Origin of the sequence: Haloferula sp. (assembly GCF_049672945.1) — a bacterium.
Classification (GTDB): Bacteria; Verrucomicrobiota; Verrucomicrobiia; order Verrucomicrobiales; family Akkermansiaceae; genus Haloferula.
In genome coordinates, this window is record NZ_JBATWY010000166.1 from 41,023 (window position 1) to 67,125 (window position 26,103).

The window sequence follows — 26,103 nt, forward strand, 5'->3', positions numbered from 1 at the left end:
TTGATGAAAGGAACGATCTGGTGCTTGCACGGCGCGGTGGGGATGGCGGAGGACTGGCGTGGGTTCTCGGTGCCGGGTTGGGCGGTGAAGCGGGTGGACCTGTGGCGTTTTCTGGACTGCTGTCCGATGTCGATGGAGGAGTTTGGCGAGGCGCTGAATCGGGAGGTGGAGGCGACCAAGGGAGTGAATGTTTTGTTAGGCTACTCCATGGGCGGGCGGCTGGCGCTGCATGCGCTTTTGGCAGGTGGGCCGTGGGCGGCGGCGGTGATCGTTTCGGCGCATCCTGGTTTGGAAGATGAGGGAGAGAAGGTGCTGCGGAGGGAGAAGGATGCGGAGTGGGGGGCGAAGGCGCTGAGTGGGAATTGGCGGGAGTTTTTGGAGGAGTGGAATGGTCAGGCGGTGCTGGGAGGAGGGGCGAATGTCCAATATCCAACAAGGAATGATCAATTTCCAAGGGTGTTGGGCATGGAGGCGCGAGAGTCTTTGGTGCAAAGGCGGCAGGCGGTGGCGCGGAGTTTCATGGATTGGACACTTGGGGGGCAGGAGACGCTGTGGGGGAGGCTGGGCGAGATCGAGTGTCCGCTGCTCTGGTGTGTGGGGGAGCGGGATGCGAAGTTCCGGTCGATTGGGGAAAGGGTGGCTGGGCCGAGTGGCGGAAATCCTTCGGCTTCGCTTTGGGTTGCCGATGGGGCAGGGCATCGGGTGCCGTGGGAGGTGCCGGAGGCTTTTGCGAAGAAGGTTGGGGAATTCCTTGAGCAAGCCGTTTCCTAGGACAGACTGATTCCGACATGTGGACCAGCGTTCGTGAATTTGAGGACATCCGTTACGAGACGACGGATGAGGGGCAGATTGCCAAGATCACCATCAATCGTCCGGAAGTGCGGAATGCTTTCCGGCCGCAAACGGTGAAGGAGATGCTGATCGCGCTTGAGATGGCGCATGAGGATCCGACCGTGGGGGTGGTCGTGCTGACGGGTGAGGGTGATCTCGCTTTTTGTTCGGGAGGAGACCAGAAGGTGCGCGGGCATGCTGGCTATGTCGGGGATGATGGGGTGCCACGGCTGAACATTCTCGACGTGCAGAAGAAGATCCGCCAGATGCCGAAGCCGGTGGTGGCGATGGTGGCAGGATATGCGATTGGCGGGGGACACGTGCTTCATGTGGTCTGCGACCTGACGATCGCGGCGGAGAATGCGCGCTTCGGTCAGACGGGTCCGAAGGTGGGTAGCTTTGATGGAGGATTGGGATCGAGCTATCTCGCTCGGATTGTTGGTCAGAAGAAGGCTCGCGAGATCTGGTATCTTTGCCGCCAGTATGATGCGCAGCAGGCGCTGGACATGGGGCTGGTGAATACCGTGGTGCCGCTTGACCAGCTCGAGGCGGAGACCCTGCAATGGTGTCGCGAGATGTTAGAGCATTCGCCCCTGGCTCTGCGTTGTCTGAAATCCTGCTTGAATGCCGACTGCGATGGCCAGATGGGCCTGCTTGATATGGCGGGAAATGCGACGCTGCTCTACTACATGAGCGAAGAGGCGAAGGAAGGCAAACAGGCCTTCATTGAGAAACGGAAGCCGGACTTTTCGAAATTTCCTCGAGTGCCGTGATCCGCGCGTTTCTGTTAGCCACTCGACCGAAGACCCTGCCGGCCGCGGTGGTGCCGGTATGGGCGGGTTGTGTGTTGGCTTGGAAGCTTTCGGGTAGCTGGAGTCCGAAGCTTGCCATCGCGACTTTACTGGGGGCGGTGTTCATCCAGATTGCGACGAATTTTTTCAACGACGCGATCGATGCGGCGAAGGGGGCGGATACGGAGCGGCGGCTGGGCCCGACGCGGGTGACGGCGAGCGGCTTGCTTTCGCGCCGGGCGGTGATGACGAGCGGGCTTGTCTTTTTGCTGCTGGCGGCGGTCTGCGGGTTCATTCTTTTTGAGGCGGCAGGCTGGCCGATTCTGGCGATTGGGATTCCTTCGATGTATCTGGCTTTCGGCTACACCGGTGGTCCTTTTCCGCTCGCTTATCGGGGGATGGGTGAGCTTTTCGTGGTGCTTTTCTTCGGAATCGTGGCGGTCTGCGGAACGGTCTTCGTACAGATGCTTGAGTGGCGCCCGGAAGCGGCGTTGCTGGGCCTCCAGGTCGGTTTGCTCTCCGCGGTGCTGATTTCGATCAACAATCTGCGGGATCGTGAGGAGGATGCGCTGACCGGAAAGAAAACGCTGGCGGTCCGCTGGGGCGGACGGGCGGCGAGGATCCTGATTTGGTTCGAGGTGAAGGTCGCAGCGCTTCTGGGATTGGGTTGGTTTTATTTTCAGGAGCCGTGGCTGGTGCTGGCGACGCTGCCGCTATGGCTGGCGGGCTTCCGGATCATCTGGGGGGTCTTGACGGAGCCGGAAGGGCCGCGGATGAATCGCTTGTTGGCGATCGCAGCCGTCCAGCTGGTGGCATTTGCCGCGATGTTTCATTTGTTTGCGGCGAAGTTCTGAGGTTTGCCAGTCGGGCTTATCCGTGGCAGGGATCGGGCGTGGCAGATGACCTCTGGTTCTGGAAATACAAGTTAACGGCGCGGCAGCCGTTGAATGCGAAAAGCATGCGGCGAGAGCACGTCGGCGCTCTGGTAAGGATCGGCGAGGGCTTTGCCTGCCTTCATCCGTGGCCGGAATTGGGCGATCCGACGCTCCAGAAGTGCCTCGATGATCTGGCGGGCGAGCAGCGAAGGACCTTGGTGCGCCGGGCCGTACGTTGCGCCAAGGAGGATGCGGATGCGCGCTTTATCGGAGATCCCCTGCTGGAGGAAATTGATGTGCCGGAGAGCCACGCGACCTTGCCGTGGCAGGACGAGCGGATCGTCGAGAGCGCGGTCAACAAGGGTTTCAAGCGGATCAAATTGAAGATGGGTAAGAATTTGCCGGAGGAGACGAGCTTCTTTCTGGAGCAGGCTGGGAAGCATCCAGGTTTGAGATGGTGCATCGATTTCAACGAAATCCTCGAGCCGGATCAGGTGGCTTCGTTTCTCGCGGAAACCCCGCCGGAGATCCGTCAGCGAATCGAATTCCTTGAGGATCCCTGTCCATATTCTCCGACGACCTGGAAGCGCTTGTGGGGCGAGTATCGGATTCCATTGGCGGTCGATCGGGAAGCGGTGCCGAGCTGTGATGCGGCACAGGTGGTGGTCGTCAAGCCGGCCGTCGACGAGCCTTGGTTGCTCGCCGAGGCGGCTGCGGGGCGGGGTCAGCAAGTCGTGGTGACGAGCTACATGGAGCACCCCCTCGGTCAGGTTTTCGCCGCTTGGGAAGCTGCGAAACTGAATGTGCAATTTCCCGGTGTGGTGGGGATGTGCGGGCTGCAAACGCACCATTTGTTCACCCCGAGTGATTTCGCCGAACGCTTGGGACGCTGGTCGCCGAGTTTTCAGTCTCCGGGTGGAACGGGACTTGGTTTTGATGATCTGCTGGAGAAATTGCCATGGAAACGACTTACCTGAGGGATCCCGCCTTCTGGACTTCGAGCGAACCCGCAGCGCCGGGATCCTCGTTCGTTCTGCCTCAGCTTGCGGGGGGGGAGCTCGAGGGCTTGGTGTTCTTCCAGACTTCGGGGACGATGGGTCAAGCGAGCTGGGTCGGACTGTCCCGGGACGCCCTGCTTTTCTCGGCGGCTGTCGTCAACCGACACCTTGAGGTCTTCGAAGATTCCTGCTGGGGGCTTGCCCTGCCATTGAATCACGTCGGGGGTTTTGGAGTCGTGGCACGGGCATTTGAGGCGGGTTCACGACTCGATTGCTTCCGTGAAAAGTGGAACCCCGCGCGGTTCACGTCGTGGCTGGCAGAGGGCTGCGTCAGCCATGTCTCGCTGGTGCCGACTCAGGTGCATGATTTGGTCAAGACGGGACTGCGTGCGCCTTCCTCCCTCAAGGTGGTGGTGGTCGGTGGCGGGGGACTCGATCAAACGATCGGGGGCGCTGCCCGCGATCTTGGATGGCCGGTGCTGGCGAGCTACGGCATGACCGAGGCGGGCTCCCAGATTGCGACTCAGAGTCTCGAATTACTAGAATTGCCGTATAGCTGCGGACCTATCGAGGTGTTGCCTCACTGGGAGGTGAAGATCGAAGGAGGCGGCTGTATTGCGATCCGCGGAGAGTCTTTGTTTAGTGGCGAACTCATTCGAGTCGGGCGTGAGTGGAGTTTTTCGAAACGCGCTGGCGATTGGTATGTGACCAAGGATCTGGGGAGACTCGACGAGGCGGGACTGCTGCCAACCGGACGTTCCGATGCGCTGGTCAAGATCCTCGGGGAGTTGGTGGATCCGGTCGCCGTTGAACGTGAACTCGGCGTGCCGGATGTATTGGTGGTCGCCTTGCCGGATCCACGGAAGGAACACCACTTGGTCGCCGTTTACGAGGACCCTGCGATCGGCAAGCGCGTTGAAAATCTGGTGACCGCCTACAATGGAAGTGCCGCAGGCTTCCTGAGGATTGACAGGGTGGTGCAGGTCGATGCGATTCCGCGTGGTGATCTCGGGAAGGTCCGTCGATTGGAGTTGGCGGGTCTGGTCGATGGACGGCGTGATTGCAGGTCGTCCGAATGAATCAGGCATTTGAAGATTGCCAAGATGGGGTCAACAGCGATACTTCGAACATCTTGATATTGTCAGGGTATAAATTTCCGCATTTGGGCGGACTGACGGAGGCCGCGGGCGGTGCGGTGCTTTGTCCCCACTTAACCGCCGATTTTTAAACTGAACTCAACTCTTCATTCCATGATCCAGCGCGCCAATGAGACCCCTTCCGAACCTAGTGAGGCAGACAAGCAAACGGGAAAAAAGAGTGGGTCGAAGGCGTCCAAGGGACGGGCGCGAGCGACGGAGTTCGGGATGCGTGCTCCGAGTCAGACGGTGAAGAACTACGTGCTGGACACCAATGTGCTGATCCACGATCCGGGCTGCCTTGGTCGGTTCAAAGAGAATCATATCTGCATTCCAGCCGACGTTTTGGTCGAGCTTGATCGCTTCAAGTCCGAGCAGTCGGAGCGCGGAGCGAATGCCCGTCGCGTGCACCGGATGCTGACCGAGCTTTTTTCTTGTTCCTCAAAGATTACCGAGGGGGTTCCAACGGATGGCGGTGGAACCGTGAGAATGGTGATTTATGACCCTGCGACTTGTCCGAAGAATTCGGAGTTGTTGAACCGCTTCCATCGGGTCTTTCCGGACCGGGAGCGCGTGGATCACCGGATCATGGCGGCCACACTGTTGCTGATGCAGCATAACGAGGCACCGGTGGTGCTGGTGACCAAGGACATCAACATGCAGTTGAAAGCCCGGGCGGTCGGGATCGAGTGCCAGGACTATCTCAACGACAAGGTCGATCCGCGCGAGGTTGCGAGCTACGATATTCGTCGTATTCAGGTCGATTCCAGTGAGCTCCAGCGTTTCGCAAGTTCCGGTGTGCTTGAGATTCCTCACGAGCGGAGGGTGGAAGTGGTGCTCAACCAGTACGTTCTGCTTGAAGCATCCGAGAAGCAGACGATGCCTGCCCGCCTTGCCTCCGAGGGCCGCTTGGTTCGACTACAGATTCCCGAAGCGCTCAAGATTCCCGATGGGATCGCGCTCAAGCCGCTCAATCTTGGTCAGCGCTGCCTGATTGATGCCTTGTTAAACCCGGATATTTCGCTGGTCACCTGCTATGGGCACGCCGGCACGGGGAAGACCTTGGTTGCCGTGGCGGCGGGTTTGCACGAGATGTTCAATCGCAACTACACTGGTTTGACGGTGAGTCGGCCGGTGGTGGCGATGGGCGAGCAGCTCGGTTTCCTTCCGGGGACTCTCGAAGAAAAAATGCGGCCATGGTTGCAGCCGATCCATGACGCGCTTGACTTGTTGATGAGGCCGCCCGCGCCGCTGGGGCCGCGCCGCAAGCAACAGAAGAAGGAAAACGATCCATCGGTGAAGAAACCCTATGAGGCGCTGCTTGAGCAGGGTGTCGTCGAGATTGAAGCACTCGCCTACATTCGCGGACGGTCGATTCCGAACCGCTTCTTCATCCTCGATGAGGCCCAGCAGTTGACTCCGCAGGAAGCGAAGACGGTGGTGACGCGGATGTCGCGTGGATCGAAGCTGGTGCTGGTGGGTGACCCCGCGCAGATCGACAATCCTTATGTCGACAGTCGCAGTAACGGGCTGGTCTACACGAGGAATCGTTTGAAAGGCCAAGCTTTTGTCGCGCACATCGCCCTGAACCGAGGTGAGCGTTCCGAGCTTGCGGAGGCTGGAGCAACGCTAATGTGACGTTGTGCTCGGGAGCTGGGTCAGTGGCAGAGCTGGCTCCGAAATGCAGGAAGATGGGGGCACAAAAAAACCACCGGGGCTTACCCCGATGGTTTTGAGAATTGTTCGGTATCCGAACAGGTGATCAGGCAAGAGCAGGCTCGTCGCTGTCGTCACCGTCGCACTTCTTCTTGCACTTGTCAGCCAAGGTAGGCTCTTCCGCATCGTCGCCGTCGCACTTCTTGCACTTGTCGGCGAGGGTCTCTTCCTTCTTCTCGTGCTTGTCGCATTCGCAACCATCCTTACACTTGCCAGGAATGGCTTCTTCTTCCTTTTCCTTCTTGTGCTTATCGCAGGTATCGCAGGCGATGATTTCTTCTTTCTTCTCCTCTTTGTGCTTATCGCAGGTGTCGCAGGCGAGTGCGATTGGTGCGCAGAGGCATGAGAGGAGGAGGGTTCGGAGCATGACTTTCATTGGTTGGTTTGGATGGTTGGTTGGAGTGTTCTCGGGCGTGGCGCCCGGGATAAGAACACACTAGTGGTAGAATTGTTCCCGAAAATGTCCAAAAAAATCTGGGATTCGCTTCTTTTTCGGGAAGTTAAGGTAAAACCGGGCCTCTGGTGGGGCTTTAGTCGAGGAGATCAGGGTAGTATTTTGAGGCCAGAGCACTGGTGAGATCGAGGATATCGAGGCTGAGAGGGGTTCTTACTGCCTGTGCCGCCATTTCCTGGCACTCGGCATGATTGAGGGCGCGGATGGCCCTGCGGACGCTGGGAACCTGATGGGGGCCCACGGACAGTTCCTGGACGCCGAGTCCGAGAAGGAGGGGGGTGAGGAGAATGTCTCCGGCCATTTCTCCACAGACGCCGGTCCAGATGTTGTTGGCGGTGCCGGCATCGATGGTTTGCTTGATCAGACGAATTACGGCCGGGTGGGTGGGCCGGTAGAGGTCGGCGACGTGGTGGTTCACCCGGTCGACGGCGACCGTGTACTGGATGAGGTCGTTGGTGCCGATGGAGAAGAAATCGACTTCCGGGGCGATCAGATCGGCGATCACGGCGGCGGAGGGCACCTCAATCATAATGCCGATTTCAAGGTTTTCGTCGAAAGGGATGTCCTGCCGGGCGAGTTCATCCATGCATTCCTTGATCATGTCCTTGCCGCGGCGGACTTCTTTGATGCCGGAGACGAGGGGGAACATGACGGCGACATGACCGTGGACGCTGGCCCGGAGGATGGCCCGCAGTTGTTCCTTGAACATGTCCGGGCGATCGAGCGAGACCCGGATGCCGCGCCAGCCAAGGAAGGGGTTGGGTTCCGGTTCGGTGAGAGGTTCGACGGGGAGCTTGTCACCGCCGGAGTCGAGGGTGCGGATGATCAGCGGGTGGGGGGCGAGTGCTTCGGCGAGGCGGCTGTAGGTCTCGGTTTGCTGGGTCTCGCCGGGGAGTTCCTCGCCTTTCAGGAGCAGAAATTCCGTTCGGTAGAGGCCGACGCCGTGGGCACCACTGTTCTGAACGAGTGGCAGTTCCTCGACGAGTTCGATGTTGGCAGAGAGGGTGATGGCGCGTCCGTCCAGGGTGACGGCTGCAGCATCGCGCTGGGCTTCAAGTTCGTGGCGGACCTGTTCCTTCTGCTCCTTGAGCTGGGTGTAGTGGCGCAGGGTTTCCTCGGTGGGATAGAGGATAAGTTTGCCGGAATAGCCATCAATGATGGCCGGCGTCAGGGCGGTGACGGCAAGGACGGCTCCTTCGAGGCCGACGACGGCGGGGATGCCGAGGGAACGGGCGAGGATGGCGGTGTGGGAGTTAACGCTGCCAAGTTCGGTGGCGAAGCCGAGCAAGAGCTGGCGATTCATCGCCGCTGTGTCGGATGGCGAGAGGTCGTAGGCGACGAGGAGGTGCTGTTCCTGGGGGGCGCTGTCGCGTTGCTCTTCCGGAGAAAAGTTTCTGAGGACCCGTTGGCAGACGTCTTCGATGTCGGCGGTGCGCTCGCGCAGATAGGGATCCGGCACGCGGCGCATGGCCTCGAGGAAGTTCTGAGCCACGGCGTAGAGGGCAAATTCGGCATTCTGTCCTCGTTTGGCAATCGCCTCGTCCACCTTGTCGACGATCGCCCGGTCTTCGAGCATCATCAGGTGGGCCTCGAAGATCTGGCTGTCTTTCTCGCCGGAGATGGCTTCGATTCGCTGCTGGAGTTCCCTGAGCTGGACTTTGGTTCGTTCGAGGGCGACGCGGAAACGCTGCTTTTCGGCCTCGATGTTAGAAACCTTGTAGACTTCCGGCGCGTTGAATCCGCGGGCGACGACGTGGATGGGAGCGATGCCGATCCCCCGGGAGACGGGAATACCTTGCAGGGTGAATTCCCCCGAGGTGCTTGGCGCTGCTGGATCCATGAACGATCCGAGGTTGAGGACTGCTGCCCGAAGATGGAAGAGCGAATTCTGGCTATAGTCTTTCGACGCTGGTTGCGCCCAGGTGAGGGTTTGGGGTGGTGGCCAGCGGCAGGGCGGCGATGGATTTACCCGGCGTGGCCGGCCATTTCCCCTGAAAATCCGGAGAGACAGGGGGGAGCCCCTGCGTCAAAGCCGCAGTTCGCGGGCGGCAATGAGGCTCAATGAGCTTGGGAATCCGGAGGCTTCAGTCCTCTTCGAATTTCCGATCGATGAGGTCAGCGAGAGCTGCGAGGGCGGCCTCTTCGTCTTCGCCTTCGGCGGCGACGATGATCACCGATCCGTTTCCGGCAGCGAGCATCATCAGGCCCATGATGCTTTTTCCATCGACCTCCTCGCCGTCCTTTTCGACGCGGATTTCTGAGGAAAACTTGCTCGCCGTTTTAACGAATTGAGCGGCGGGCCTGGCGTGAATGCCAAGCTTGTTTTGAATGGTGAGTTCGCGTTGAGCCATCTTGGAAGGGTGAAGAAGGGGCTGAGAGCCGGGCGGAGTCTAGGTAGAGGAAGTGCCTTCGTCCATGGGTTTTTTACGGGCGTTGGAGCCAGACGGATTCAGGCGTTGCCCATGTGGCGCATCAAGCGGTCGTTGAACTCGTCGGCCATGTTGTATCCGAGGCGTCTGAGCTGCTGGTCGAGGGCGGCGATGGCCACCATTCGGGCGGTGTCGCGGCCGGGAGCCACGGGGATTTCAACAAGCGGCACGCTCTGGCCGAGGATTTCGAAGGATTTCGGCTGGAGGCCGAGGCGGTCGACGTCGTTCTGGTCGGCGAGGGCGGTCAGATTGACGACGAGGTCGAGGCGTTTTTCCGGGCGAATCGAGGCGAGGCCGAAGAGGTTGGCGACGTTGACGATCCCGATGCCGCGGATTTCGATGTAGCCGCGGGAAAGGGCGGGTGCCGTGGCGGTGAGTTCACCATTGGCCCAGCGGATGCGGACCATGTCATCGGCGACGAGCGCGCCACCTCGTTCCAGCAGGCCGATCGCGGTTTCGCTCTTGCCGCTGCCGCTTTTGCCCATGATCAGGACGCCGATGCCGCGCACATCGACCATGCAGCCGTGGAGCGTTGTCGAAGGGGCGAACTCCGCTTCGAGCTTGAGCGTGGCGAGGTTGAGAAATTTCATCGTCACCAGTTTGGTGGTGAAGACCGGTATGCTGTATTTGGCGGCAATCGGCAGGAGGTGCTTGGGCAAATCGATGCCGCGCGCGATGACGATGGCCGGAATGTCCCGTTCGCACATCCTGAGGAAACGCTCTTCGCGCATCTCCAGGGTGAGTTTTTTGAGATAGGACATCTCGGAGTTTCCGAGGACCTGGATCCTTTTCTTGGCGAAATAGGAGAAGAAGCCGGCCAATGCCAGCCCCGGACGGTTGGGTGCGGGTTCGCGGATCGGGTGGTCGAAGCCTTTCTCCTCGCTGAGCAATTTCATCGAGAGAGCTTCGCCGTGACGCTCGAAGAAATCGCCAATGGAGACGGAAGTGGTTTGTTTGATCCGCGGAGGCATGGCGGAATGGTAGATGACGGCGGGCGGGAGGCGATGGAAAAGACGGGGCGGAATCCTTGAGTTGACAGTTTGATTCCCTTACCCGAGCCAGAGGCCGACGTGAGTAAACCATCAATGAAAGACCCCGTGGGGCGGGTTCGTTGGATCGGCATGGCCGAAGGGATTTCCTACCTGCTGCTGCTCGGGATCGCGATGCCGCTCAAATACTGGGCCGAGATGCCGATGGCGGTGAGGGTGACGGGATCGGCGCATGGGGGGCTTTTCGTGCTGCTGATGCTGGTGACGGCAGCCGCTTGGGGCTCCAAGTCCCTTTCTACGAAGGATTCCGCCTTGGTGGTGGTGGCTTCCCTCTTGCCGTTTGGGCCGTTTTTGATCGACCGCCGTTTGGCAAAGGATGAGGCGGGAGGTTGACATGGGGACGTTTTACGTCGATGCCTCCGCCGTCCATGAAATTCCGGACCCTTACCAAACTTGTCGCCGCCTCGCTTGTCCTGGCCGCGCCCGCCTCCCTGCATGCCGCTGATACGGAAGAAGGGAAACCCGCCAAAACCATGCCAGAGACACCAGCAGACGTAGCCGCCGCACCCGCAGACGCCCTCAAGACCGAGAGCGGACTTCAACACAAAGTCCTGACCGAAGGAAAGGGTGAGAAGAAGCCATCGGCGACCGATACGGTGACCGTTCATTATTCCGGCTGGACGCCTGACGGCAAACTCTTCGACTCTTCGGTTGAGCGAGGTGAGCCGACGAGCTTTCCGCTCAATGGAGTGATCAAGGGCTGGACCGAAGGTCTGCAGTTGATGGTCGAGGGTGAGAAACGACGTTTCTGGATCCCCGCTGATCTTGCTTACGGGGAAAATCCAGGAGGAGGTCGTCCGGGTGGCATGTTGGTTTTCGACGTGGAGCTGATTTCCATCAAGGAGGCTCCGAAGCCACCTGAAGATACCGAGAAGACCGCCGGTGGTGTGGCTTACAAGGTCATCGAAAAGGGTGAAGGAAGCGAGAAGCCGGCAGCCGATGACGTGGTGACCTTTCACATGACCGCGTCGAGCATGGAAGGTCAGCCACTGCAGGATACCCGCAGCGGACCGACACCTCCAAGCGTGCCACTCAGTGGTCCGGGTCTTCCTCCGGAACTTGCCGAAGCGCTCGGTGACATGGTCGCCGGAGAAAAGCGCAAGTGCTGGTTGCCCGAGTCGCGCATTCCGGGTGGCTTCGTGGTCGCCGAGCTTGAGCTGATTTCCTTCAAGAAGGCACCACCTGCTCCGGCGGTGCCCGAAGATGTCGGCGCGGTGCCTGACGATGCGGTCAAGACCGATAGCGGTCTCGCCTCGAAGGTCATCAAGGCGGCCGAGGGTGAGAAGCCGAAGGCGACCGATACGGTCAAAGTGCATTACACCGGTTGGACGACTGACGGGAAGATGTTCGACAGCTCGGTGACCCGTGGTGCGCCGACCGAGTTTCCGCTCAATCAGGTGATCAAGGGTTGGACCGAAGGGGTGCAGCTGATGAACGTCGGCGAGACGCGTCGCTTCTGGATTCCTGCCGATCTTGCCTACGGTGACAACCCGCAAGGCGGTGCTCCAAGCGGCATGCTTGTCTTTGATATCGAGCTCCTCGAGATCGTCCGCTAAGTCGGAGAACCAGATCGACGACCACCATGAGATCGGGAGTTGGGCGGCTTTTCCTGCTGTCTTTCCCGTTCCTCACGGGGTCGTGCGCCCTTCATTTCCCGAAGGAAAAGCAGGAGACGCAGCGTGTCGAAATGGCGACTCGCGCGGAAGCGGTTGAGCTTGTGGCAGCGCCGGATGTGCCGGTGGTGATGTTCGCCGACGAACTGCATACCGGGCTGATCCTCAAGCTCGCCTGGCTCAAGCGTCATGGTTACGTGCCGCCTCCGGAAATCGGGGAACACGAGCACGTGGTCTTCAGTTGGGGAGATGAAACGGCTTACGTCCAGGAGCGCTGGCTGACGCCTTTTCAGGTCATCGACGCCCTGTTCCTGCCATCGGCCTCGGTGATGGAAATCATTCCAATGGACTGGAATATCCCGGAAGTGATGCCGACCCAGCGGCTCTATCAGGGCTTCGCCCCCGAATCGGCTGGTGCCACTCTGGCGGCGTTTCTGAATCATTGTTCGGTCAGGGATGAGAATGGCGTCCCGGTGACCGTGTCCAAGTCGAGTTGGGGTGAGGGATTGCTGATCCGGTCTCCCCACTCTTACTACTTTCCTCGTATTTGTAATATCTGGACGGTTGATGCCCTGCGTGCCGCTGGCTTCAAGATCGGTGGCTATCGCGGTCTGTCGGCCGATGGTATGGTCAGACAGGTGACTCGTCCGGAGAATGGTTTCCAGCAGATCTGGGCACCCGAATGGCAGATGCCCGATGAGGGACCTGAAGCCTGATTCAATCCCTTCCGCCAGGTGGCGACTTGGGCGCCAAGCTTGATGGGTGCGTCCTCTCGGATACAAAGATATCCTCTCCGTTGCCGGAGAGGATATCGATCGGGGAACGCTTTGTTAGGGCAAATCTCAACGTTGCGCCATGATCCGTTCGTGGGGCATCAGCTCTCCTTCTGGAAGGATGACCTTGGGATCGGGCGAAGGGGAAAATCTGGCGAGTGATGGCGCGGAGATCGTCAACTTACCATCGACCTCCTCGACGAGGATGTGGGATGGAAAGATCGGGCAGGACGAATTCTGCCAAGCCGTCCAGTTCTTGCCGCCGCTGGCGGAAGTCCGGAATGAGTCGGCGTGGAGTTGGGCGTAGAAGCGGCGGGTAACACCGGCTTCGCGCTCCTCGATGGCAACGGATCCATGAATCAGTTGGCGCACCACAAGTCCGCGCATTTCGAGGAGCAGGCGACGACCGTTTGATTGGTAGATCGTCGTGGCGGTTCCGTCGCCGTGGTAGGCAATCGCGTTGTCGAGCATCCGGTTGGCGGTGGAAAGAATGCGCACCTTCTCGTTGGAAGTCAGTTGCGATGGAACAGGGCGATCATCGCTCTGCGGCTTTTCTTCTGCTGATGCGGGGAGCACGAACAGGGCGGCAATCAGTGGGAGCAAGGTGCGTTTCATTGGAGACATGATGCCAATACTTTGGTTTTATTAATATACCGGGATCACGTTAGAATATGAAACGAGTCGTATTCTCCTAAATACAAGCAAGTTACGAACTATTAATGTGGTCAAGACTGCAAGACTAACAGCAGGAAGCGTGAAGCTGCTTGCCATTAACCACGGCTGAATTGGGAGCACCAAGGGCGCGTCTCTTCGGACTCCGGTCTCGAAAGGAACGGGCCTGTTAGACGGTAATTGCAGGCTCTAGGCCAGCGAGGGAACGCCGGTCGCCGGATCGCATTCCTTGGTGTAATCCACTCCCTCCAGGCCGAAACCGAAGAGGCGCAGGAAGCTGGAGTCGTAACCTTCGATGTCGGCGAGTTCGTGCAGGTTGTCGGTGTTGACGTTTTTCCAAGCCTGGTCGACCTCGGCCTGAATGCCGGCCTCCATTTCCCAGTCGTCGATGCGGATGCGCCCTTTGTCATCAGGCTGGGGATCGGCCTTTCCATAGAGGCGATCGCGGAACAAGCGGTCCATCTGTTCGATGGTGTCCTCGTGGTTGCCCTTGGCCTTCATGACCTTGTAGAGCATGGAAATGTAAAGAGGCACGACGGGGATGGCCGAACTGGCTTGAGTGACGAGTGCCTTGTTGACCGAGACCCACGCTTTCCCGTTTAGCGGGGCGAGCTTCTCATCGAGGGCACGCTGGGATTTTTCCACGTCCTCTTTCGCGGCTCCGATGGTGCCGTTGGTGTAGATTGGCCAAGTCACTTCAGGGCCGATATAGGAGTAGGCGACGGTCTTCACCCCTTCGGCAAGCACGCCGGCTTCCTGCAGGGCGTCCATCCACATCTCCCAGTCTTCGCCTCCCATCACGGCGACGGTGTCATCGATTTCCTGCTGGCTGGCGGGTTCGATGGTGATCTCATCGACGACTTTGGTGCCGGTGTTGAGGTTCTTGTTGGTGTAGGCTTGGCCAATCGGTTTGAGCACCGACTTGTAGGTCTCGCCGTCGTTGGGATTGGTGCGGCGTGGCGAAGCGAGCGAGTAGATCACGCAGTCGACCTGACCCATGTCGGCCTTGATGGCTTCGATCACGGTGGCCTTCATTTCATTCGAGAAGGCGTCGCCGTTGAAAGAGCGGGCGTAGAGTCCGGCGGCGGTGGCTTCCTTTTCGAAAGCGGCGGTATTGTACCACCCGGCGGTGCCGGTGCGGCGTTCATCTCCCGGCTTTTCAAAGAACACGCCCATCGTGTCGGCACCGCAGCCGAAGGCGGCGGCAATGCGTGAAGAGAGGCCGTAGCCGGTCGAGGATCCGATCACCAGGACCTTCCTGGGTCCGTTGTCGATCGGGCCGCGTGCCTTGACGACGGCGATCTGGTCGGCGACGTGCCTGGCGCAACCTTCGGGGTGGGAGGTGGTGCAAATGAATCCGCGGATCTTGGGCGCAACAATCATGTTGCGGTTGAGCCTAGGGCGTGGATTTGGAGGCGGCAAGCGCGGGGATTCAATAGCTTTGATCGGATATTCGCATGATGGGGGAGTTCCTTGTTGGTGTCTGACGGCCCAACATGAGGCTTCCCAGCGCGACGCTTTCCATGCAATTGCTCGGTAATCGGTCGGGCTGGTGGGGCGTGGTTTTCCGGACTTGTTTCAGCTTCCCATGAGTAAGCAAAGCAGCGCTTGCGACCAGGACTTCTGGTCGTCCTCCCAGTCGACGAAGTTAGATCCCAGCAGGCTGATCCCAAGGCCTCCGCAATCTGCCCACAGAGAACAAGCTCAGCGGGAGCCGGTTTTCGACCTGACTGGATCGCCCTGGAAATGGGCCCACAAGTTCATCCTTGCATTAATTTGTTATTTAGCTAAATAACGGGACATGACGGTGCAGCAGCGGGCGAAGGTGTTCAAGGCTTTGGGGCATCCGGCGCGCTTGGCGATGGTGGAGCGCTTGGGGAACGGGGAATGCTGTGTGTGCATTTTGATGGAGATGCCGGAGCTGCCGAAACTCAGTGGGCCGACGATTTCGCAGCACCTTCTGGTCTTGAAAAACGCCGGCATCGTCGCCGATGAGAAACGGGGTCAACGCGTCTACTACCGCCTGCTGATGCCCTGTGTGGCGAATATTTCGCTGTGCGTGAAGGAACACTCGACTGCCTGATAATCGTGAAAACACCCGAATCCAAAGAATCGAGCGCCTGTTGTTCCGGTGGGTCATCCCAAACGTCCTCATCGAAAGGGGAGCCAGCGGAGGCGGGGCAATGCGGGAATATGGATGCGCATGCCGGGGAAGGAAAGAGGCGCGGCGGAAGGCTGTGGTGGATCGCTGCTGGCTTGGTCGCGTGGTGGCTGGTGTATCGCAATCTTGAGCCCGCTGCCGCGTGGTTTACGCACACGCTTTGCGGGTTGCCGCATGATTCCCATTTGGGAGCTGCGGTCGGATTTTTCGTTTTTGAAACGCCTAAAGTGCTGCTGCTGCTGGCGCTGATTGTGTTTGGCGTGGGCATCGTGCGCTCGTATTTCTCGCCGGAGCGCACACGGCGGATTCTATCAGGAAGGCGCGAGTCGGCGGGCAATGTGCTGGCCGCGCTGTTAGGGATCGTCACGCCATTCTGCTCGTGCTCGGCGGTGCCCTTGTTCATCGGTTTTGTGACCACGGGCATTCCACTCGGTGTGACGTTCTCGTTTCTGATCGCCGCGCCGATGGTCAACGAGGTGGCGCTGGTCTTGTTGTTCGGCCTGTTCGGCTGGAAGGTCGCGGCGATCTATCTGGGCACCGGGTTGGGCATCGCGATCCTCTGCGGCTGGATCATCGGCCGCCTGAAGATGGAGAAGCACGTCGAGGACTGGGTCTATCAGATCAAAGCCGGCGATGCCGGCGAGGATGAACTTATCGACGCGGCCGCCCGAATCCGCCTCGGCCTGGAAGCGGTGAAGGAAATCGTGGGGAAGGTCTGGATCTATGTGATTCTTGGCATCGCGGTGGGCGCGGGTATCCACGGCTACGTGCCGGAGAATTTCATGGCATCCATCATGGGCAAGGGCGCGTGGTGGTCGGTGCCGCTGGCGGTCATCATCGGTGTGCCGATGTATTCGAACGCCGCGGGCATCATCCCGATCGTGCAGGCGCTGTTAGGCAAGGGCGCGGCGTTGGGAACTGTGCTGGCGTTCATGATGTCGGTCATCGCGCTGTCGCTGCCGGAGGCCGTGATCCTGCGCAAAGTGCTCAAGCCACGCCTGATCGCCGTGTTTTTCGGTGTCGTGGCCACGGGCATCATCCTGATCGGCTGCCTGTTCAATCTCATCATGTGACACCCAACCTAACATCAACACGCCATGAAGCTCCAGATCCTCGGCACCGGATGTGCCAAATGCAATCAGCTCGCCGCCTCCGCCCAAGCCGCTGCTGACCGACTCGGTCTCGACTACGAATTCGAAAAAGTTACCGACTTCATCCGCTTCGCGGAAATGGGTGTGATGGTCACCCCTGCGCTGGTCGTGGATGGCAAACTCAAAGTGGCGGGCAGGGTCCCGTCCGATGCGGACCTTGAAAAAATGCTCAAATCCTAACACCTCGAATTGCCATGATCGCGAAACAAATCATCCGCGGCGTCCTGCTCATCGTCGTCCTTGGCAGTCTGGCCATCTGGGCAAACCGGGAGTATCAGAAGTCCCATGCCGAAGCCGTTCCGGCGGGGACGGAGAACCTGCCTGCCGTCACCGGCGATCAGGTGGTCATGACCTATTTTATTTCCGGCACGCGCTGCGAGTCCTGCCAAAAAATCGAAGCCCTGACCAAGGAAACTGCGGAGAAGGATTTCGCCGCTGAGCTCGCTAGTGGTAAACTTGTATTCCGGGTCATCGATACCGACGAGCCCGGCTACCAACATTATACGGACGACTATCAACTCACCTCGAAAACTGTGATTCTCAGCCATCGGAAGGGCGGCAGAGAATCCGAGTGGGCAGACATGAGCAAAGTCTGGGATCTTCTCGATGACGGTCCAGGCTTTCACCACTATCTCGGCACGCAAATCCGTGCCTACCTCGGCTCGTGACCTACACCGTCATCCTCGGAACCGGGCTCTGGCTCGGCATGCTGACCTCGGTGAGTCCGTGCCCGCTAGCGACGAATCTGGCGGCCACCGCCTATCTGTCGCGGCGGGTGGATTCGCGGAAACGCGCCATCGCCGGCACGCTGGCCTACACGCTCGGGCGAGTCGCGGCTTATGTGGCGATCGCCGGGTTGTTAGCAGCTGGTCTCGCTTCCGCGCCGGGGATCTCGCAGGGGCTTCAGCGCTGGATGACTCCGCTGCTCGGGCCGCTGCTCATCCTCACTGGTATGGTGTTGTTAGGATTGATCTCGCTGCCGTTCCAATCCTCGTTCACCAGCCAGGCTAGCGCGAAAAAATGGGCGTCGCGCGGGTTGGCGGGTGAGTTGGTGCTCGGGTTTTTGTTCGCTCTTTCATTCTGTCCTGTCTCGGCGGCTTTGTTTTTTGGCAGCTTGGTGCCACTCGCGCTCGGCAGCGGATGGATCGTGCTTCCCGTCACGCTCTATGGTATCGGCACTGCGGCACCGGTGGCGGGTTTCGCGTTGGTCATGATCTTCAGCACACGGGCGGCCTCGCAACTAGCAGGTGGTGTTTCGAAGGCGCAGCCATGGATTCTCAAAGCAACGGGTGTTCTTTTGCTAGCTGCTGGGCTGTATCTTACGGCAAGGGACACGCTCGGCTTGCTTGGCGACTGAAGTCGCTGCTCCTTGGGGTGCTCAATCGAGTCTTGGTGCGCTGTGTTCGCCGGTGCGGATCTCTTTTAGTCGGGCTTGGAGTTGGGCGACTTTTTCGGGGTTCTTGGCGGCAAGGTTGTGGCGTTGGCCGATGTCGTCCTTGAGGTTGTAGAGGCCGACCGATTGGCTGTCCTCGGGAACCTTGTGCTTGTTCATCCAGGCACTGGGAACCTTCCGTTCGTCACCTGATTTGCTGTCGATCAGGAGCCAATCACCCTGGCGGAAGGCATATTTTCCTTTGAAAGTGTTGTGGACCATCTCGTCCCGCGGGCCGGCATCGCTTTTGCCACGCAGGTAGGGAAGGAAATCGAAGGAATCTTCGGCTGAGCTACTAGGAAGCTCATAGCTCACCATCGAGGCGAGTGTGGCGAGGATGTCGGTCTGAGAGATCAGGGCGTTGGATACGGAGCCGGGTTTGATGACTCCGGGCCACTTGACGATGAAGGGGACACGGTGGCCACCTTCATGGATGTCGCGCTTGAGGCCGCGCAGTGGAGCGGAAGACCAGTGGTCATATTTTTCGTCACGAGCGTAGGCGTAAAACTCCGCACCGTTGTCAGCGGTAAAGATGATGAGGGTGTTGTCGGACTTGCCCGCCTTTTCAAGCGCTTCCATCAGTCGACCGCAAATATGGTCCGTCTGGTAAACGAAATCACCGTAGGGCCCCGCCTGGGATTTGCCGTCAAATTCATCGTTGGGAATGATCGGGGCGTGAGGTGAGGGGAAGGGGAAGTAGAGGAAAAAGGGCTTCTCGGAGTCTTTCTGGGATTCAATCCAGGCGACTCCCTTGTCGGCGAGGGTAGGCAGGACTTGATAGAAGTCCCAATCGGCCAGCGCCGGTCCTGGGCGTGCTTCCCAGTTGCCTTCCTTGGTGGTCGTCTTGTGCTGACCCGGCGTGAAGCTAACATCGGGAACACGCGTCACCTTGTCATTTTCGATCCAGCAGTAAGGAGGAAAGTTGATGACATTGTCACCGAAGTAGTAATCGAATCCCCGGGCGAGCGGTCCGCCGGGAATGGGCTTGGACCAGTCGAAGTCCTCGTGGCCCCAAAACCGGGATTTCTTTCGTGAATTCTCGTCAGCATTTGTTTTGGCGCCGGGAACCTTGATCGCATCCCAGTCCCAGCCGAGGTGCCACTTGCCGATGCAGGCTGTCGTATAACCCTTCTCTCTCAGCATGCCGGGCAGGGTCAGCTGGTCGGGCTTGAAAACGGTGGCGCCCATGGCATTGACAATCCCGTGGAAGTCGCGCCAGTGGTGCCTTCCTGTCAGCAGTGCGTAGCGCGAAGGAGTGCAGATGCCGGAGGACGAATGCCCGTCGGTGAAGCGCATGCCTTCGGCGGCGAGCCGATCAAGACTTGGTGTGGGGATTTTCGAGTCATGGTTATTGGCACCCAGATCTCCATAACCCATGTCATCGGCGTAGAGGATGACAATATTCGGAGGTGCTGCATGGAGCCCTGAAACGAGCAAGAGCGAAAACAGCAGGAAACGCATGACAAGATTTGATTCTCGTTATTTGAGGAGGTGAGCTCCTCTCGATGGTCGGGATGCGAAGATGTCGGGCTTGATGCCAGTGGCTGCTTCGTAGTCGGCGGCGAGTTTGGAGGCGATGGCTTCCGCTTTTCCGGACTCACAAAGGGTCACGGTGGAGCCGCCGAATCCACCTCCCGTCATGCGGGCTCCGATCACGCCGCCCTCGCGGCCGATCTTATTGGCAATTTCAACCATCAGATCGAGTTCCTTGCAGGACACTTCGAAGTCGTGGCGGAGAGATGCGTGGCTTTCGGCCATCAGCTTTCCGAGGACTTCGAAATTGCCGGCTTCAAGAGCCTTTGCTGCCGCCATGGTGCGTTCGATTTCGCCGACCACATGGCGGGAGCGTCGGTTGATCGGATCACCCAAGTCGTCCCAGGCGCTTTCGACGTCAGCCATGGTCACATCCCTCCAGGAACTCTTGCCGATGATGGCGAGACCGTCCTCGGTGTTCTTCCGGCGTTCGGCATAGCTGCCGTCCGAGAGTTCGTGGTTCACTTTGGTATTGGAGACGAGGACGGTGAGATCAGGGTTTTCAAAAGGGACCAGTTCGGGTTCTCCGGTCTTGCAGTCGATCAGCACCAGTCGGTTTGGCTGACCGAATGCGGAGGCGAACTGGTCCATGATGCCGCAGGGAACATGGGCAAAGTCGTGCTCGGCTTTCTGGCAGAGGAGTCCCTTCTCGCGGGTCTCAAGCACGGTATCGAGAAGGCCCTCAAGCAGGGTGGCCATGGCACATTCGAGAGCGGCTGATGATGAGAGCCCCGCACCGAGCGGGACGGAAGAAACGATGAAGGCGTCGAATCCAGGGATGTGGTGCCCCCGGTCCTGGAAGCCGCGAATCACTCCGCGGATGTAGTTCGCCCACTTGGGGATTCCGGGTTCCTTGAGTTTGTCCAAGTTGAGGGTGACAGGTTCATCGAAGGTGGTCCCAATTCGACCTTTGCGGGAGTCATTGCTTCTCGCGGCGATGACAACATAGCGGTCGATGGCGAATGGCAGGACAAAGCCATCGCAGTAGTCGATGTGTTCGCCGATCAGATTCACCCGTCCGGGGGCGGCGGCGGTGACCGTGGCTTCCACTTTGAAGTTTTCCCGTAGGAGGGTGGCCGCATCGTTGGCGAGATCGGCAAGAGGGGTGTTGAGTTGCAGCGACATGGGTATCTGGGAGGAGGAAAGCGGAAATCAATTCGATGGGGAAGAAGAACAGGGGAAATCGATGCTCATCGGCTGAGTCTGCTTGTCCGAAGTGCTCCCGGAGGATGTTTCTTCCCGGCCGCCGGACCCCGAAGGCACAATCGAAGGCGCAGGCGAACGAAAACGGACTTGATCGTTTCGTCCGATCAGAAAGGCTTCGCAGGTGGGCGGCGCGCTTGATGGGATACGATTCGAAGAACTCAGCGAAATGCTCGCTCGGGATGGGGTGAGTCGTTCCCACGCCCTCCCTTTGTTCCGGTGGCTGCAGCGGGGAGTGGAGAAGGACATGCTCGGTCCTCTCAAACGCTGGATCGATTCGTGGGATGGGGAGCTGCGGACGCAGGTCGAGCAAGTCGCGGAGACTCCCAGTGGCGATGGATGGACCAACAAGTTCTTGTTGCGCCTGTCCGATGGGGCGGAGGTCGAGTCGGTGTTGATGGGGTTCCCGGGACGCTTTTCTGCGTGCCTGAGCACGCAGGTCGGCTGTGCGATGGGATGTGTCTTTTGTGCGACCGGACAGATGGGATTCAGTCGTCATCTGACGGCCGGGGAGATCGTTGCCCAAGCGCGGCATGTGGCGGTTGAGGTTGAGCGCCGACATGGGGAGAAGATTCGCAATCTGGTGATGATGGGGATGGGCGAGCCGCTGCACAATTTCGACGAGACCATGCGAGCCCTCGATATTCTAACCGATACCCGCGGGATGGGATTCGGTTCGACCAAGGTGACGGTGAGTACGGTGGGTCACGTGCCTGGCATTCTCAAGCTTGCCCGCCATCCACAGAAATACTCTCTGGCGGTCAGCTTGCATGGGGCGACCGATGAGGAGCGTGGGAAGCTGATTCCCGTGAACAAGCGCTGGCCGCTCGCGGAGTTGATGGCGGCGTGCCGCGAGTATACCGAGATCAAGGGACTCGAGGTATTCATCGCGTGGACCCTGATTGGTGGCGTGAATGACGATCGAGAGCATGCTCTCCGTCTGGCAGATCTTCTGAAAGGCATGACCGTTCATGTGAACCTGATTCCACTCAATCCCACCGAAGGTTATGGGGGTGAGGCGCCCGAGTGGGAAAAGGTGGAGGCTTTCCAGCAGGTGCTGCTCGATGCGGGATTGCCAGTGACGGTGAGACAGCGTCGGGGCATCGATGTCGGGGCGGGATGTGGTCAACTTAGCACGGCGAAGAAACGTCGGGCTTCGGAGGTGTAGGTTTGGGTTTGGATCTATTCACCGGCAAGTAGTCGAGGCGGCGGGTTTCTATCGCTGTCGGTGATGAAGAGAGTCGCAATAGAGATATTTGTGGTATTGGGGTTGGCTGGGGTGATCGTCTTTGGAGCAATCTCAACTGGTGTAGTGACCTCGTCTCAGGGCACGGTCCATTCGGGAATTTTAAGTGATTTCAACACGCTCAGCGCAGCTCTCAGAATGTATGAGGTTAATGTGGGACGCTTCCCAAGAACCGAGGAGGGGCTTGCTGTATTGGTGAATGAACCTGCTACGTTGGCGGAGGGTGATCGTTGGGTGAAGCTGATGGATCGCATCCCCGTTGATCCGTGGCAGAATGAATATCGCTACATGCACCTTTCAGAGAATGAAGACGGATCACCCTTCGAGCTTTGTTCAGCCGGGCCTGACGGAGTATTCGGAAACGAGGATGATTTGAGTTCGTTGTGTGACTGAACCAAGGCGATCAAGCTAGGGAATTGCCGACCGTTAGAACTTCCATCTTCAACCGCAGATGAACACGGATGGACGCAGATCCCGGGAAATACTGAATTTTAATCCGGAATCCGAAGCCAACTTTCCAGAAAACGGCTAGATCTCAAGAAAACATCCCTTTTCAATCTGCGTTCATCGGCGTTCATCTGCGGTTTTATTTCGATTTCTCCCCTAGCTTGATCGCCTTAGTGACTGAACTGGAATCGGTGGCTTGAAATCACGCCCTCGATGCGCGATCAATGGTCTGTGGAAACCGTGCGACTCGACAAGTGGCTTTGGGCGGTGCGTCTGTTCAAGACGCGCTCGCTTGCCGCGAAGGCATGTGAGAGTGGTCGGGTGAAATCCGATGGCAGGATCCTGAAGGCCTCTTCGGTGGTTCGTGTTGGAGAGTTGATGGAGTTGCCGTTTCAGGAAGGGCCGGGAACCCGGGTCGTGAAGGTGCTTGGTTTGATCGAGCGCAGGGTCAGTGCACCGCTGGCACGGGAGACTTGCGAGGACCTGACGCCCGAGGATGTGACCGAGGCACGGCGATTGTGGGCTGAGAACCGGAGCTTCCGGAAAGAGGGTTCTCAGGGGCGTCCGACCAAGAAGGATCGGCGGGATATCGAGAGCCAAAAGTTTTGAGCTGGTGGGATTGCCTTCGCGCTTGAGAGCGCTAGTTTTCTGCCGGATGGAAGTGTGGAGCGAGAAGATCAAGCGTCGTCTGGGCGGCAGGACTTGGAGCCGGAGGGGAAAGCGGAGCGTTCCGGTTCCTGACGAGGCGCTGAGTGGCTGGTGCAAGGATGCCAGTCAAACGCTTGGCCTCGGAGCGCTGGCGGAGCGGGTCACGGTAGGCTGGAATACTCGCTTGCAGACCACGGCCGGGCGGGCGTGGTGGCCCGACGGAGTGATCGAGTTGAATCCCAAGCTCAGAGAATTCGGTGACGAAGAGCTGTGGCGGACGGTGAGGCACGAGCTGGCGCATCTGGTGGCTTACGAGCGGGCTGGCCGCAGAAAAATCTCGGCCCATGGTGTGGAATGGAGGCTGGCTTGCCGGGAGCTTGGGATTCCGGGTGAGACGGTGAAGCATGCTTTGCCATTCGGCGGTCGGCGGGTGGCGAGGAAGTTCGCCTACTCATGTGCTCATTGTGCGACCACGATCGAGAGGGTCCGCCGGATTCGCGGGTCAGCGGCTTGCTACGAGTGTTGTCGTAGATACGCGGGAGGAGGCTTCGATGAGCGCTTTCTGCTGATGGAAAGGAAACTTCAAGGGAGAGCTTGATCGGTGATGAGGAATGTTTTGACCGTCCTGCTCAGTCTGGCTCTGGCTGGCAGCTTGTGGATGCTTGCCGGGAAAGCGCCGGATCAGAGTCCAGGCGTGACTGAGATCGGGGAGCTGCCATCGCCGGATCCTCTTGCGGATGTACTTGCCGCGATGAGGGAAGAGCTTCCCGGGGTGTCGATCGGGTTTTGTCTGATGGACAAGGATGGGAAGGTGCTTTCCGAGATGAATGGCGACATGCCGATGATTCCGGCTTCGACCTTCAAGACGCTGACGACGGTGGCGGCACTGGATCTGTTAGGGCCTGAATTCCGCTTCGCGACTCGGCTTGTCTCCGAAGAACCATTGGATGGTCGGATCGCGGGGGATCTCGGGATACTCGGGGGAGGGAATCCAATGCTCTCGATGGAGGATCTTGAAGGGATCGCAGACCGTTTGAAGGAAGAGGGACTGTGGCGGATTGACGGGGGGGTGGTCGGAGATGGTTCCTTGTTTCCCGCGAGCATGGCCGGTGACTTCTGGGGCTGGGGCGATGTGGGAAATGGCTACGGCAGCCCGGTCTCGGGATTGAATCTGGAGCACAACCGATTCGTCGCCGTCTTTCGCCCGAACGGAACGGTCGGGGAGCCGGCGGAGTTTGTCGGAGCTCGACCAGAGGTTCCCGGAGTGACGTGGTTGAATCAGGTGATGACGGGCGCGGCGGGCAGTGGCGATGGGGTCATGATCTACGGTGGGCCAAGAGCGACTCGCATTTTGCTGACAGGCACCGTGCCTCAGGGAGCCGCATTTGGGGTGGGAGGAGCGGTGCCGGATCCTGCGGAGTTCGCGGCTTTTCATCTGCATCGCTTGCTTGTCGAGCGGGGGATTACGATTGCCGGGTCACCACGCGCCGGGACGGCGAAGGGAAGTCACCTATGGTTGAACCACCTGTCACCGACGGTGGCGGAGATCCTGCCGGGATTGCATGGCCGAAGCGACAATCACGAAACGGAGTGTTTGTTCCAGATGCTGGGGGTGAAGGAGGGAGGCGCTGCGGCGGAGGTGCTCAGCGAGTATTGGAACGAGCGAGGCATCGAGCGGCTTCGAGTCGTCGATGGCTCGGGCTTGTCTCGTGCGGACTTTGTCTCGGCGCAAGGTCTGGCAAGGGTCCAGTGGCTGGCGCTTCAGCAGGCAGGGGGGGAGATTTACCGGAACTCGCTGAGCGCCGCTCACGGTGGGGCGGTCCTGTGGAAGGGGGGAGCGATGTCGTCGGTGAGGTCGTGGACGGGTTATGTCGAAAGCGGGTCCGGAGAGGTACTCGGCTTTGGGTTGATTTTCAACCATTACCTCGATGGATCGGAGTTGGACGCTTGGAGGGATCGACTGCTGGAAGCGGCGATGGGGCTTTAGGACGGTTTTTGTGACTCTTTGCCCGGGAATGAGCTCGATTCGGGGCTGAAGTACGCTGGAGTCCACCGGCTGGATTTTAAGTACACCGAGAATCACTGAACTGCTGGTTTATTGGATTTTCAGGCTCCAAATTCTAAAAAATCCCACCAAAACTGGCAAAATTTTCATCTAATATGGTCGCTTATTCACCAAAATACACTTCTTAACCTATTGATAGTTAGTGAGTTAAAATATTATTTCGGGATTGTTCAATAAACCTTGCGAACTTTGGTGTACTCTGGTGTAGTTCGAGGCACGTCAGCGAATTGGCGCCCACCCGATGTCTGTTTCACCCAAAGTCTACGAAAGTGACTACGACTATAAGATGGACCCGAAGTATCGGGTTTCCGTCCCGGTCGCTTTCCGTCCGGACGAGGGGGATGCGGTTCGCCTGCAGGTTTCGAAGGAGCAGGGCGAGAAGGTGATCAAGGTGTTCACGCTGGAAGCTTTCGAGGACAAGTTCCGCCAGATTCAAGCGGCGGAGATTCCTCAGGGAAACAAGAACAAGCTGGCCGGTGCGCTGCGGATGACCTCGAAGCAGGTCACCATCAGCAATCAGGGCAAGCTGACGATTCCCAAGGACTGGGCGGACAAGATCGGCCTGAAGGCGGATGGTTCCGTCAAACTGGCAGGCCGCGACAGTTACTTCGTGGTCTGCACCGAAGACGCATTCACCCGGATCAGCGAGGCTGATCTCAACATGGACGACGGAGGACTTGGAGTTCTCTGATCCAACCAACGATTTACACCCACGAACGACAAATGCTGTTCGCCCCACCAACTCTGACATCCGGACCAAGCCGTCCGGTGGCACCCACCGCCGATGTATCGGCTCCGGTGTCAGGGTTGGGCGTAATTTCACCACGGCACGGATCTCTCGGGACAGTGCTCCGCTCCGTGGTATCAAACGCGATTGCTT

Annotated in this window: 28 protein-coding genes; 20 read left to right on the forward strand and 8 right to left on the reverse strand. The window is 58.9% G+C overall.

Annotated features, from left to right (window positions below; all coding sequences use genetic code 11):
• Positions 1-3 precede the first annotated feature (3 nt).
• From WBG04_RS14475 to WBG04_RS14500, 6 genes are all read left to right on the forward strand, one after another.
• Positions 4-771: an alpha/beta fold hydrolase gene (locus WBG04_RS14475; protein WP_424315161.1), complete on the forward strand. Its 768-nt coding sequence runs from the start codon at positions 4-6 to the stop codon at positions 769-771.
• A 17-nt stretch (positions 772-788) separates the two neighbouring features.
• A complete protein-coding gene (gene menB / locus WBG04_RS14480; RefSeq protein ID WP_424315162.1) occupies positions 789-1,604 on the forward strand; it encodes a 1,4-dihydroxy-2-naphthoyl-CoA synthase in 816 nt (271 codons plus the stop codon).
• Positions 1,601-2,476, forward strand: a complete 876-nt coding sequence (gene menA, locus WBG04_RS14485; RefSeq protein WP_424315163.1) for a 1,4-dihydroxy-2-naphthoate octaprenyltransferase — start codon at positions 1,601-1,603, stop codon at positions 2,474-2,476. The genes menB and menA overlap by 4 nt, the downstream gene beginning before the upstream one ends.
• Positions 2,477-2,514: 38 nt before the next feature.
• Positions 2,515-3,474 (forward strand): hypothetical protein, encoded by a 960-nt coding sequence (locus WBG04_RS14490; protein WP_424315164.1) that lies wholly within the window; start codon positions 2,515-2,517, stop codon positions 3,472-3,474.
• The gene (locus WBG04_RS14495) at positions 3,456-4,574 is read left to right on the forward strand and encodes an AMP-binding protein (protein ID WP_424315165.1); all 1,119 of its coding nucleotides are present in this window, start codon (positions 3,456-3,458) and stop codon (positions 4,572-4,574) included. The genes WBG04_RS14490 and WBG04_RS14495 overlap by 19 nt, the downstream gene beginning before the upstream one ends.
• Positions 4,575-4,745: 171 nt before the next feature.
• Complete coding sequence (locus tag WBG04_RS14500; RefSeq protein ID WP_424315166.1) at positions 4,746-6,269, forward strand: PhoH family protein; 1,524 nt, start codon at positions 4,746-4,748, stop codon at positions 6,267-6,269.
• Between the two features lie 124 nt (positions 6,270-6,393).
• On the opposite strand, the gene WBG04_RS14505 is transcribed toward WBG04_RS14500, so the two are convergent.
• The 4 genes from WBG04_RS14505 to hprK form a co-directional block, all read right to left on the reverse strand.
• On the reverse strand, positions 6,394-6,714 hold the full coding sequence (locus tag WBG04_RS14505) for a hypothetical protein (RefSeq protein ID WP_424315167.1): 321 nt from the start codon (positions 6,712-6,714) through the stop codon (positions 6,394-6,396).
• Positions 6,715-6,877: 163 nt separating this feature from the next.
• Positions 6,878-8,641, reverse strand: coding sequence for a phosphoenolpyruvate--protein phosphotransferase (gene ptsP / locus WBG04_RS14510; protein WP_424315168.1), 1,764 nt, complete (start codon positions 8,639-8,641; stop codon positions 6,878-6,880).
• Positions 8,642-8,885: 244 nt separating this feature from the next.
• Complete coding sequence (locus WBG04_RS14515; RefSeq protein ID WP_424315169.1) at positions 8,886-9,152, reverse strand: HPr family phosphocarrier protein; 267 nt, start codon at positions 9,150-9,152, stop codon at positions 8,886-8,888.
• 98 nt (positions 9,153-9,250) lie between these two features.
• Complete coding sequence (hprK, locus tag WBG04_RS14520) at positions 9,251-10,201, reverse strand: HPr(Ser) kinase/phosphatase (protein ID WP_424315170.1); 951 nt, start codon at positions 10,199-10,201, stop codon at positions 9,251-9,253.
• Between the two features lie 114 nt (positions 10,202-10,315).
• Here hprK and WBG04_RS14525 point away from each other — a divergent pair, with 114 nt between their 5' ends.
• Genes WBG04_RS14525 through WBG04_RS14535 form a run of 3 tightly spaced genes read left to right on the forward strand, consistent with a single transcriptional unit; the run spans position 10,316 to position 12,608 of the window.
• Positions 10,316-10,612 carry a DUF3817 domain-containing protein gene (locus tag WBG04_RS14525; protein WP_424315171.1) on the forward strand — a complete coding sequence of 99 codons (297 nt, stop codon included), beginning with the start codon at positions 10,316-10,318 and terminating at the stop codon, positions 10,610-10,612.
• 35 nt (positions 10,613-10,647) lie between these two features.
• Complete coding sequence (locus WBG04_RS14530; RefSeq protein ID WP_424315172.1) at positions 10,648-11,835, forward strand: FKBP-type peptidyl-prolyl cis-trans isomerase; 1,188 nt, start codon at positions 10,648-10,650, stop codon at positions 11,833-11,835.
• Between the two features lie 26 nt (positions 11,836-11,861).
• Positions 11,862-12,608, forward strand: coding sequence for a DUF2459 domain-containing protein (locus WBG04_RS14535; RefSeq protein WP_424315173.1), 747 nt, complete (start codon positions 11,862-11,864; stop codon positions 12,606-12,608).
• A 126-nt stretch (positions 12,609-12,734) separates the two neighbouring features.
• Here the strand turns inward: WBG04_RS14535 and WBG04_RS14540 are convergent, their stop codons facing one another.
• The gene (locus WBG04_RS14540; protein ID WP_424315174.1) at positions 12,735-13,280 is read right to left on the reverse strand and encodes a hypothetical protein; all 546 of its coding nucleotides are present in this window, start codon (positions 13,278-13,280) and stop codon (positions 12,735-12,737) included.
• Positions 13,281-13,526: 246 nt separating this feature from the next.
• Positions 13,527-14,720: an enoyl-ACP reductase FabV gene (fabV, locus tag WBG04_RS14545; RefSeq protein WP_424315175.1), complete on the reverse strand. Its 1,194-nt coding sequence runs from the start codon at positions 14,718-14,720 to the stop codon at positions 13,527-13,529.
• A gap of 418 nt (positions 14,721-15,138) precedes the next feature.
• Here fabV and WBG04_RS14550 point away from each other — a divergent pair, with 418 nt between their 5' ends.
• The 5 genes from WBG04_RS14550 to WBG04_RS14570 all read left to right on the forward strand — a co-directional run bounded on the left by WBG04_RS14550 (position 15,139) and on the right by WBG04_RS14570 (position 18,006).
• Entirely contained in the window at positions 15,139-15,420 is a 282-nt protein-coding gene (locus WBG04_RS14550; protein ID WP_424315176.1) for an ArsR/SmtB family transcription factor, read from the forward strand.
• Between the two features lie 110 nt (positions 15,421-15,530).
• Positions 15,531-16,571, forward strand: a complete 1,041-nt coding sequence (locus WBG04_RS14555; protein ID WP_424315177.1) for a permease — start codon at positions 15,531-15,533, stop codon at positions 16,569-16,571.
• 24 nt (positions 16,572-16,595) lie between these two features.
• On the forward strand, positions 16,596-16,829 hold the full coding sequence (locus WBG04_RS14560; protein WP_424315178.1) for a thioredoxin family protein: 234 nt from the start codon (positions 16,596-16,598) through the stop codon (positions 16,827-16,829).
• Positions 16,830-16,843: 14 nt separating this feature from the next.
• Entirely contained in the window at positions 16,844-17,317 is a 474-nt protein-coding gene (locus WBG04_RS14565; RefSeq protein ID WP_424315179.1) for a nitrophenyl compound nitroreductase subunit ArsF family protein, read from the forward strand.
• A complete protein-coding gene (locus WBG04_RS14570; RefSeq protein WP_424315180.1) occupies positions 17,314-18,006 on the forward strand; it encodes an aromatic aminobenezylarsenical efflux permease ArsG family transporter in 693 nt (230 codons plus the stop codon). The genes WBG04_RS14565 and WBG04_RS14570 overlap by 4 nt, the downstream gene beginning before the upstream one ends.
• A gap of 21 nt (positions 18,007-18,027) precedes the next feature.
• On the opposite strand, the gene WBG04_RS14575 is transcribed toward WBG04_RS14570, so the two are convergent.
• Positions 18,028-19,542, reverse strand: a complete 1,515-nt coding sequence (locus WBG04_RS14575; RefSeq protein ID WP_424315181.1) for a sulfatase family protein — start codon at positions 19,540-19,542, stop codon at positions 18,028-18,030.
• Between the two features lie 18 nt (positions 19,543-19,560).
• A complete protein-coding gene (galK, locus tag WBG04_RS14580; protein ID WP_424315182.1) occupies positions 19,561-20,739 on the reverse strand; it encodes a galactokinase in 1,179 nt (392 codons plus the stop codon).
• Between the two features lie 202 nt (positions 20,740-20,941).
• On the opposite strand from galK, the gene rlmN reads away from it, so the two are divergent.
• The 6 genes from rlmN to WBG04_RS14610 all read left to right on the forward strand — a co-directional run bounded on the left by rlmN (position 20,942) and on the right by WBG04_RS14610 (position 25,914).
• Positions 20,942-21,985 carry a 23S rRNA (adenine(2503)-C(2))-methyltransferase RlmN gene (gene rlmN, locus WBG04_RS14585; protein ID WP_424315183.1) on the forward strand — a complete coding sequence of 348 codons (1,044 nt, stop codon included), beginning with the start codon at positions 20,942-20,944 and terminating at the stop codon, positions 21,983-21,985.
• Between the two features lie 63 nt (positions 21,986-22,048).
• Positions 22,049-22,456 carry a type II secretion system protein GspG gene (locus tag WBG04_RS14590; RefSeq protein WP_424315184.1) on the forward strand — a complete coding sequence of 136 codons (408 nt, stop codon included), beginning with the start codon at positions 22,049-22,051 and terminating at the stop codon, positions 22,454-22,456.
• A 267-nt stretch (positions 22,457-22,723) separates the two neighbouring features.
• Entirely contained in the window at positions 22,724-23,119 is a 396-nt protein-coding gene (locus WBG04_RS14595; protein WP_424315185.1) for an RNA-binding S4 domain-containing protein, read from the forward strand.
• A gap of 46 nt (positions 23,120-23,165) precedes the next feature.
• Positions 23,166-23,756, forward strand: coding sequence for a SprT-like domain-containing protein (locus WBG04_RS14600; RefSeq protein WP_424315186.1), 591 nt, complete (start codon positions 23,166-23,168; stop codon positions 23,754-23,756).
• Positions 23,757-23,762: 6 nt separating this feature from the next.
• Positions 23,763-25,145, forward strand: coding sequence for a D-alanyl-D-alanine carboxypeptidase/D-alanyl-D-alanine endopeptidase (gene dacB / locus WBG04_RS14605; protein ID WP_424315187.1), 1,383 nt, complete (start codon positions 23,763-23,765; stop codon positions 25,143-25,145).
• A gap of 319 nt (positions 25,146-25,464) precedes the next feature.
• A complete protein-coding gene (locus WBG04_RS14610; protein ID WP_424315188.1) occupies positions 25,465-25,914 on the forward strand; it encodes a hypothetical protein in 450 nt (149 codons plus the stop codon).
• Positions 25,915-26,103 lie beyond the last annotated feature (189 nt).

Coding starts and splice junctions, on each gene's coding strand:
- WBG04_RS14610 (WP_424315188.1), top strand. CDS start 25,465: ATGTCTGTTTCACCCAAAGTCTACGAAAGTGACTACGACTATAAGATG.
- hprK (WP_424315170.1), bottom strand. CDS start 10,201: ATGCCTCCGCGGATCAAACAAACCACTTCCGTCTCCATTGGCGATTTC.
- WBG04_RS14595 (WP_424315185.1), top strand. CDS start 22,724: ATGCGCGATCAATGGTCTGTGGAAACCGTGCGACTCGACAAGTGGCTT.
- WBG04_RS14495 (WP_424315165.1), top strand. CDS start 3,456: ATGGAAACGACTTACCTGAGGGATCCCGCCTTCTGGACTTCGAGCGAA.
- WBG04_RS14565 (WP_424315179.1), top strand. CDS start 16,844: ATGATCGCGAAACAAATCATCCGCGGCGTCCTGCTCATCGTCGTCCTT.
- WBG04_RS14515 (WP_424315169.1), bottom strand. CDS start 9,152: ATGGCTCAACGCGAACTCACCATTCAAAACAAGCTTGGCATTCACGCC.
- WBG04_RS14505 (WP_424315167.1), bottom strand. CDS start 6,714: ATGCTCCGAACCCTCCTCCTCTCATGCCTCTGCGCACCAATCGCACTC.
- WBG04_RS14600 (WP_424315186.1), top strand. CDS start 23,166: ATGGAAGTGTGGAGCGAGAAGATCAAGCGTCGTCTGGGCGGCAGGACT.
- WBG04_RS14475 (WP_424315161.1), top strand. CDS start 4: ATGAAAGGAACGATCTGGTGCTTGCACGGCGCGGTGGGGATGGCGGAG.
- WBG04_RS14500 (WP_424315166.1), top strand. CDS start 4,746: ATGATCCAGCGCGCCAATGAGACCCCTTCCGAACCTAGTGAGGCAGAC.
- WBG04_RS14575 (WP_424315181.1), bottom strand. CDS start 19,542: ATGCGTTTCCTGCTGTTTTCGCTCTTGCTCGTTTCAGGGCTCCATGCA.
- WBG04_RS14530 (WP_424315172.1), top strand. CDS start 10,648: ATGAAATTCCGGACCCTTACCAAACTTGTCGCCGCCTCGCTTGTCCTG.
- WBG04_RS14560 (WP_424315178.1), top strand. CDS start 16,596: ATGAAGCTCCAGATCCTCGGCACCGGATGTGCCAAATGCAATCAGCTC.
- WBG04_RS14525 (WP_424315171.1), top strand. CDS start 10,316: ATGAAAGACCCCGTGGGGCGGGTTCGTTGGATCGGCATGGCCGAAGGG.
- menB (WP_424315162.1), top strand. CDS start 789: ATGTGGACCAGCGTTCGTGAATTTGAGGACATCCGTTACGAGACGACG.
- WBG04_RS14535 (WP_424315173.1), top strand. CDS start 11,862: ATGAGATCGGGAGTTGGGCGGCTTTTCCTGCTGTCTTTCCCGTTCCTC.
- galK (WP_424315182.1), bottom strand. CDS start 20,739: ATGTCGCTGCAACTCAACACCCCTCTTGCCGATCTCGCCAACGATGCG.
- WBG04_RS14590 (WP_424315184.1), top strand. CDS start 22,049: ATGAAGAGAGTCGCAATAGAGATATTTGTGGTATTGGGGTTGGCTGGG.
- fabV (WP_424315175.1), bottom strand. CDS start 14,720: ATGATTGTTGCGCCCAAGATCCGCGGATTCATTTGCACCACCTCCCAC.
- WBG04_RS14555 (WP_424315177.1), top strand. CDS start 15,531: ATGGATGCGCATGCCGGGGAAGGAAAGAGGCGCGGCGGAAGGCTGTGG.
- dacB (WP_424315187.1), top strand. CDS start 23,763: ATGAGGAATGTTTTGACCGTCCTGCTCAGTCTGGCTCTGGCTGGCAGC.
- WBG04_RS14540 (WP_424315174.1), bottom strand. CDS start 13,280: ATGAAACGCACCTTGCTCCCACTGATTGCCGCCCTGTTCGTGCTCCCC.
- ptsP (WP_424315168.1), bottom strand. CDS start 8,641: ATGGATCCAGCAGCGCCAAGCACCTCGGGGGAATTCACCCTGCAAGGT.
- WBG04_RS14550 (WP_424315176.1), top strand. CDS start 15,139: ATGACGGTGCAGCAGCGGGCGAAGGTGTTCAAGGCTTTGGGGCATCCG.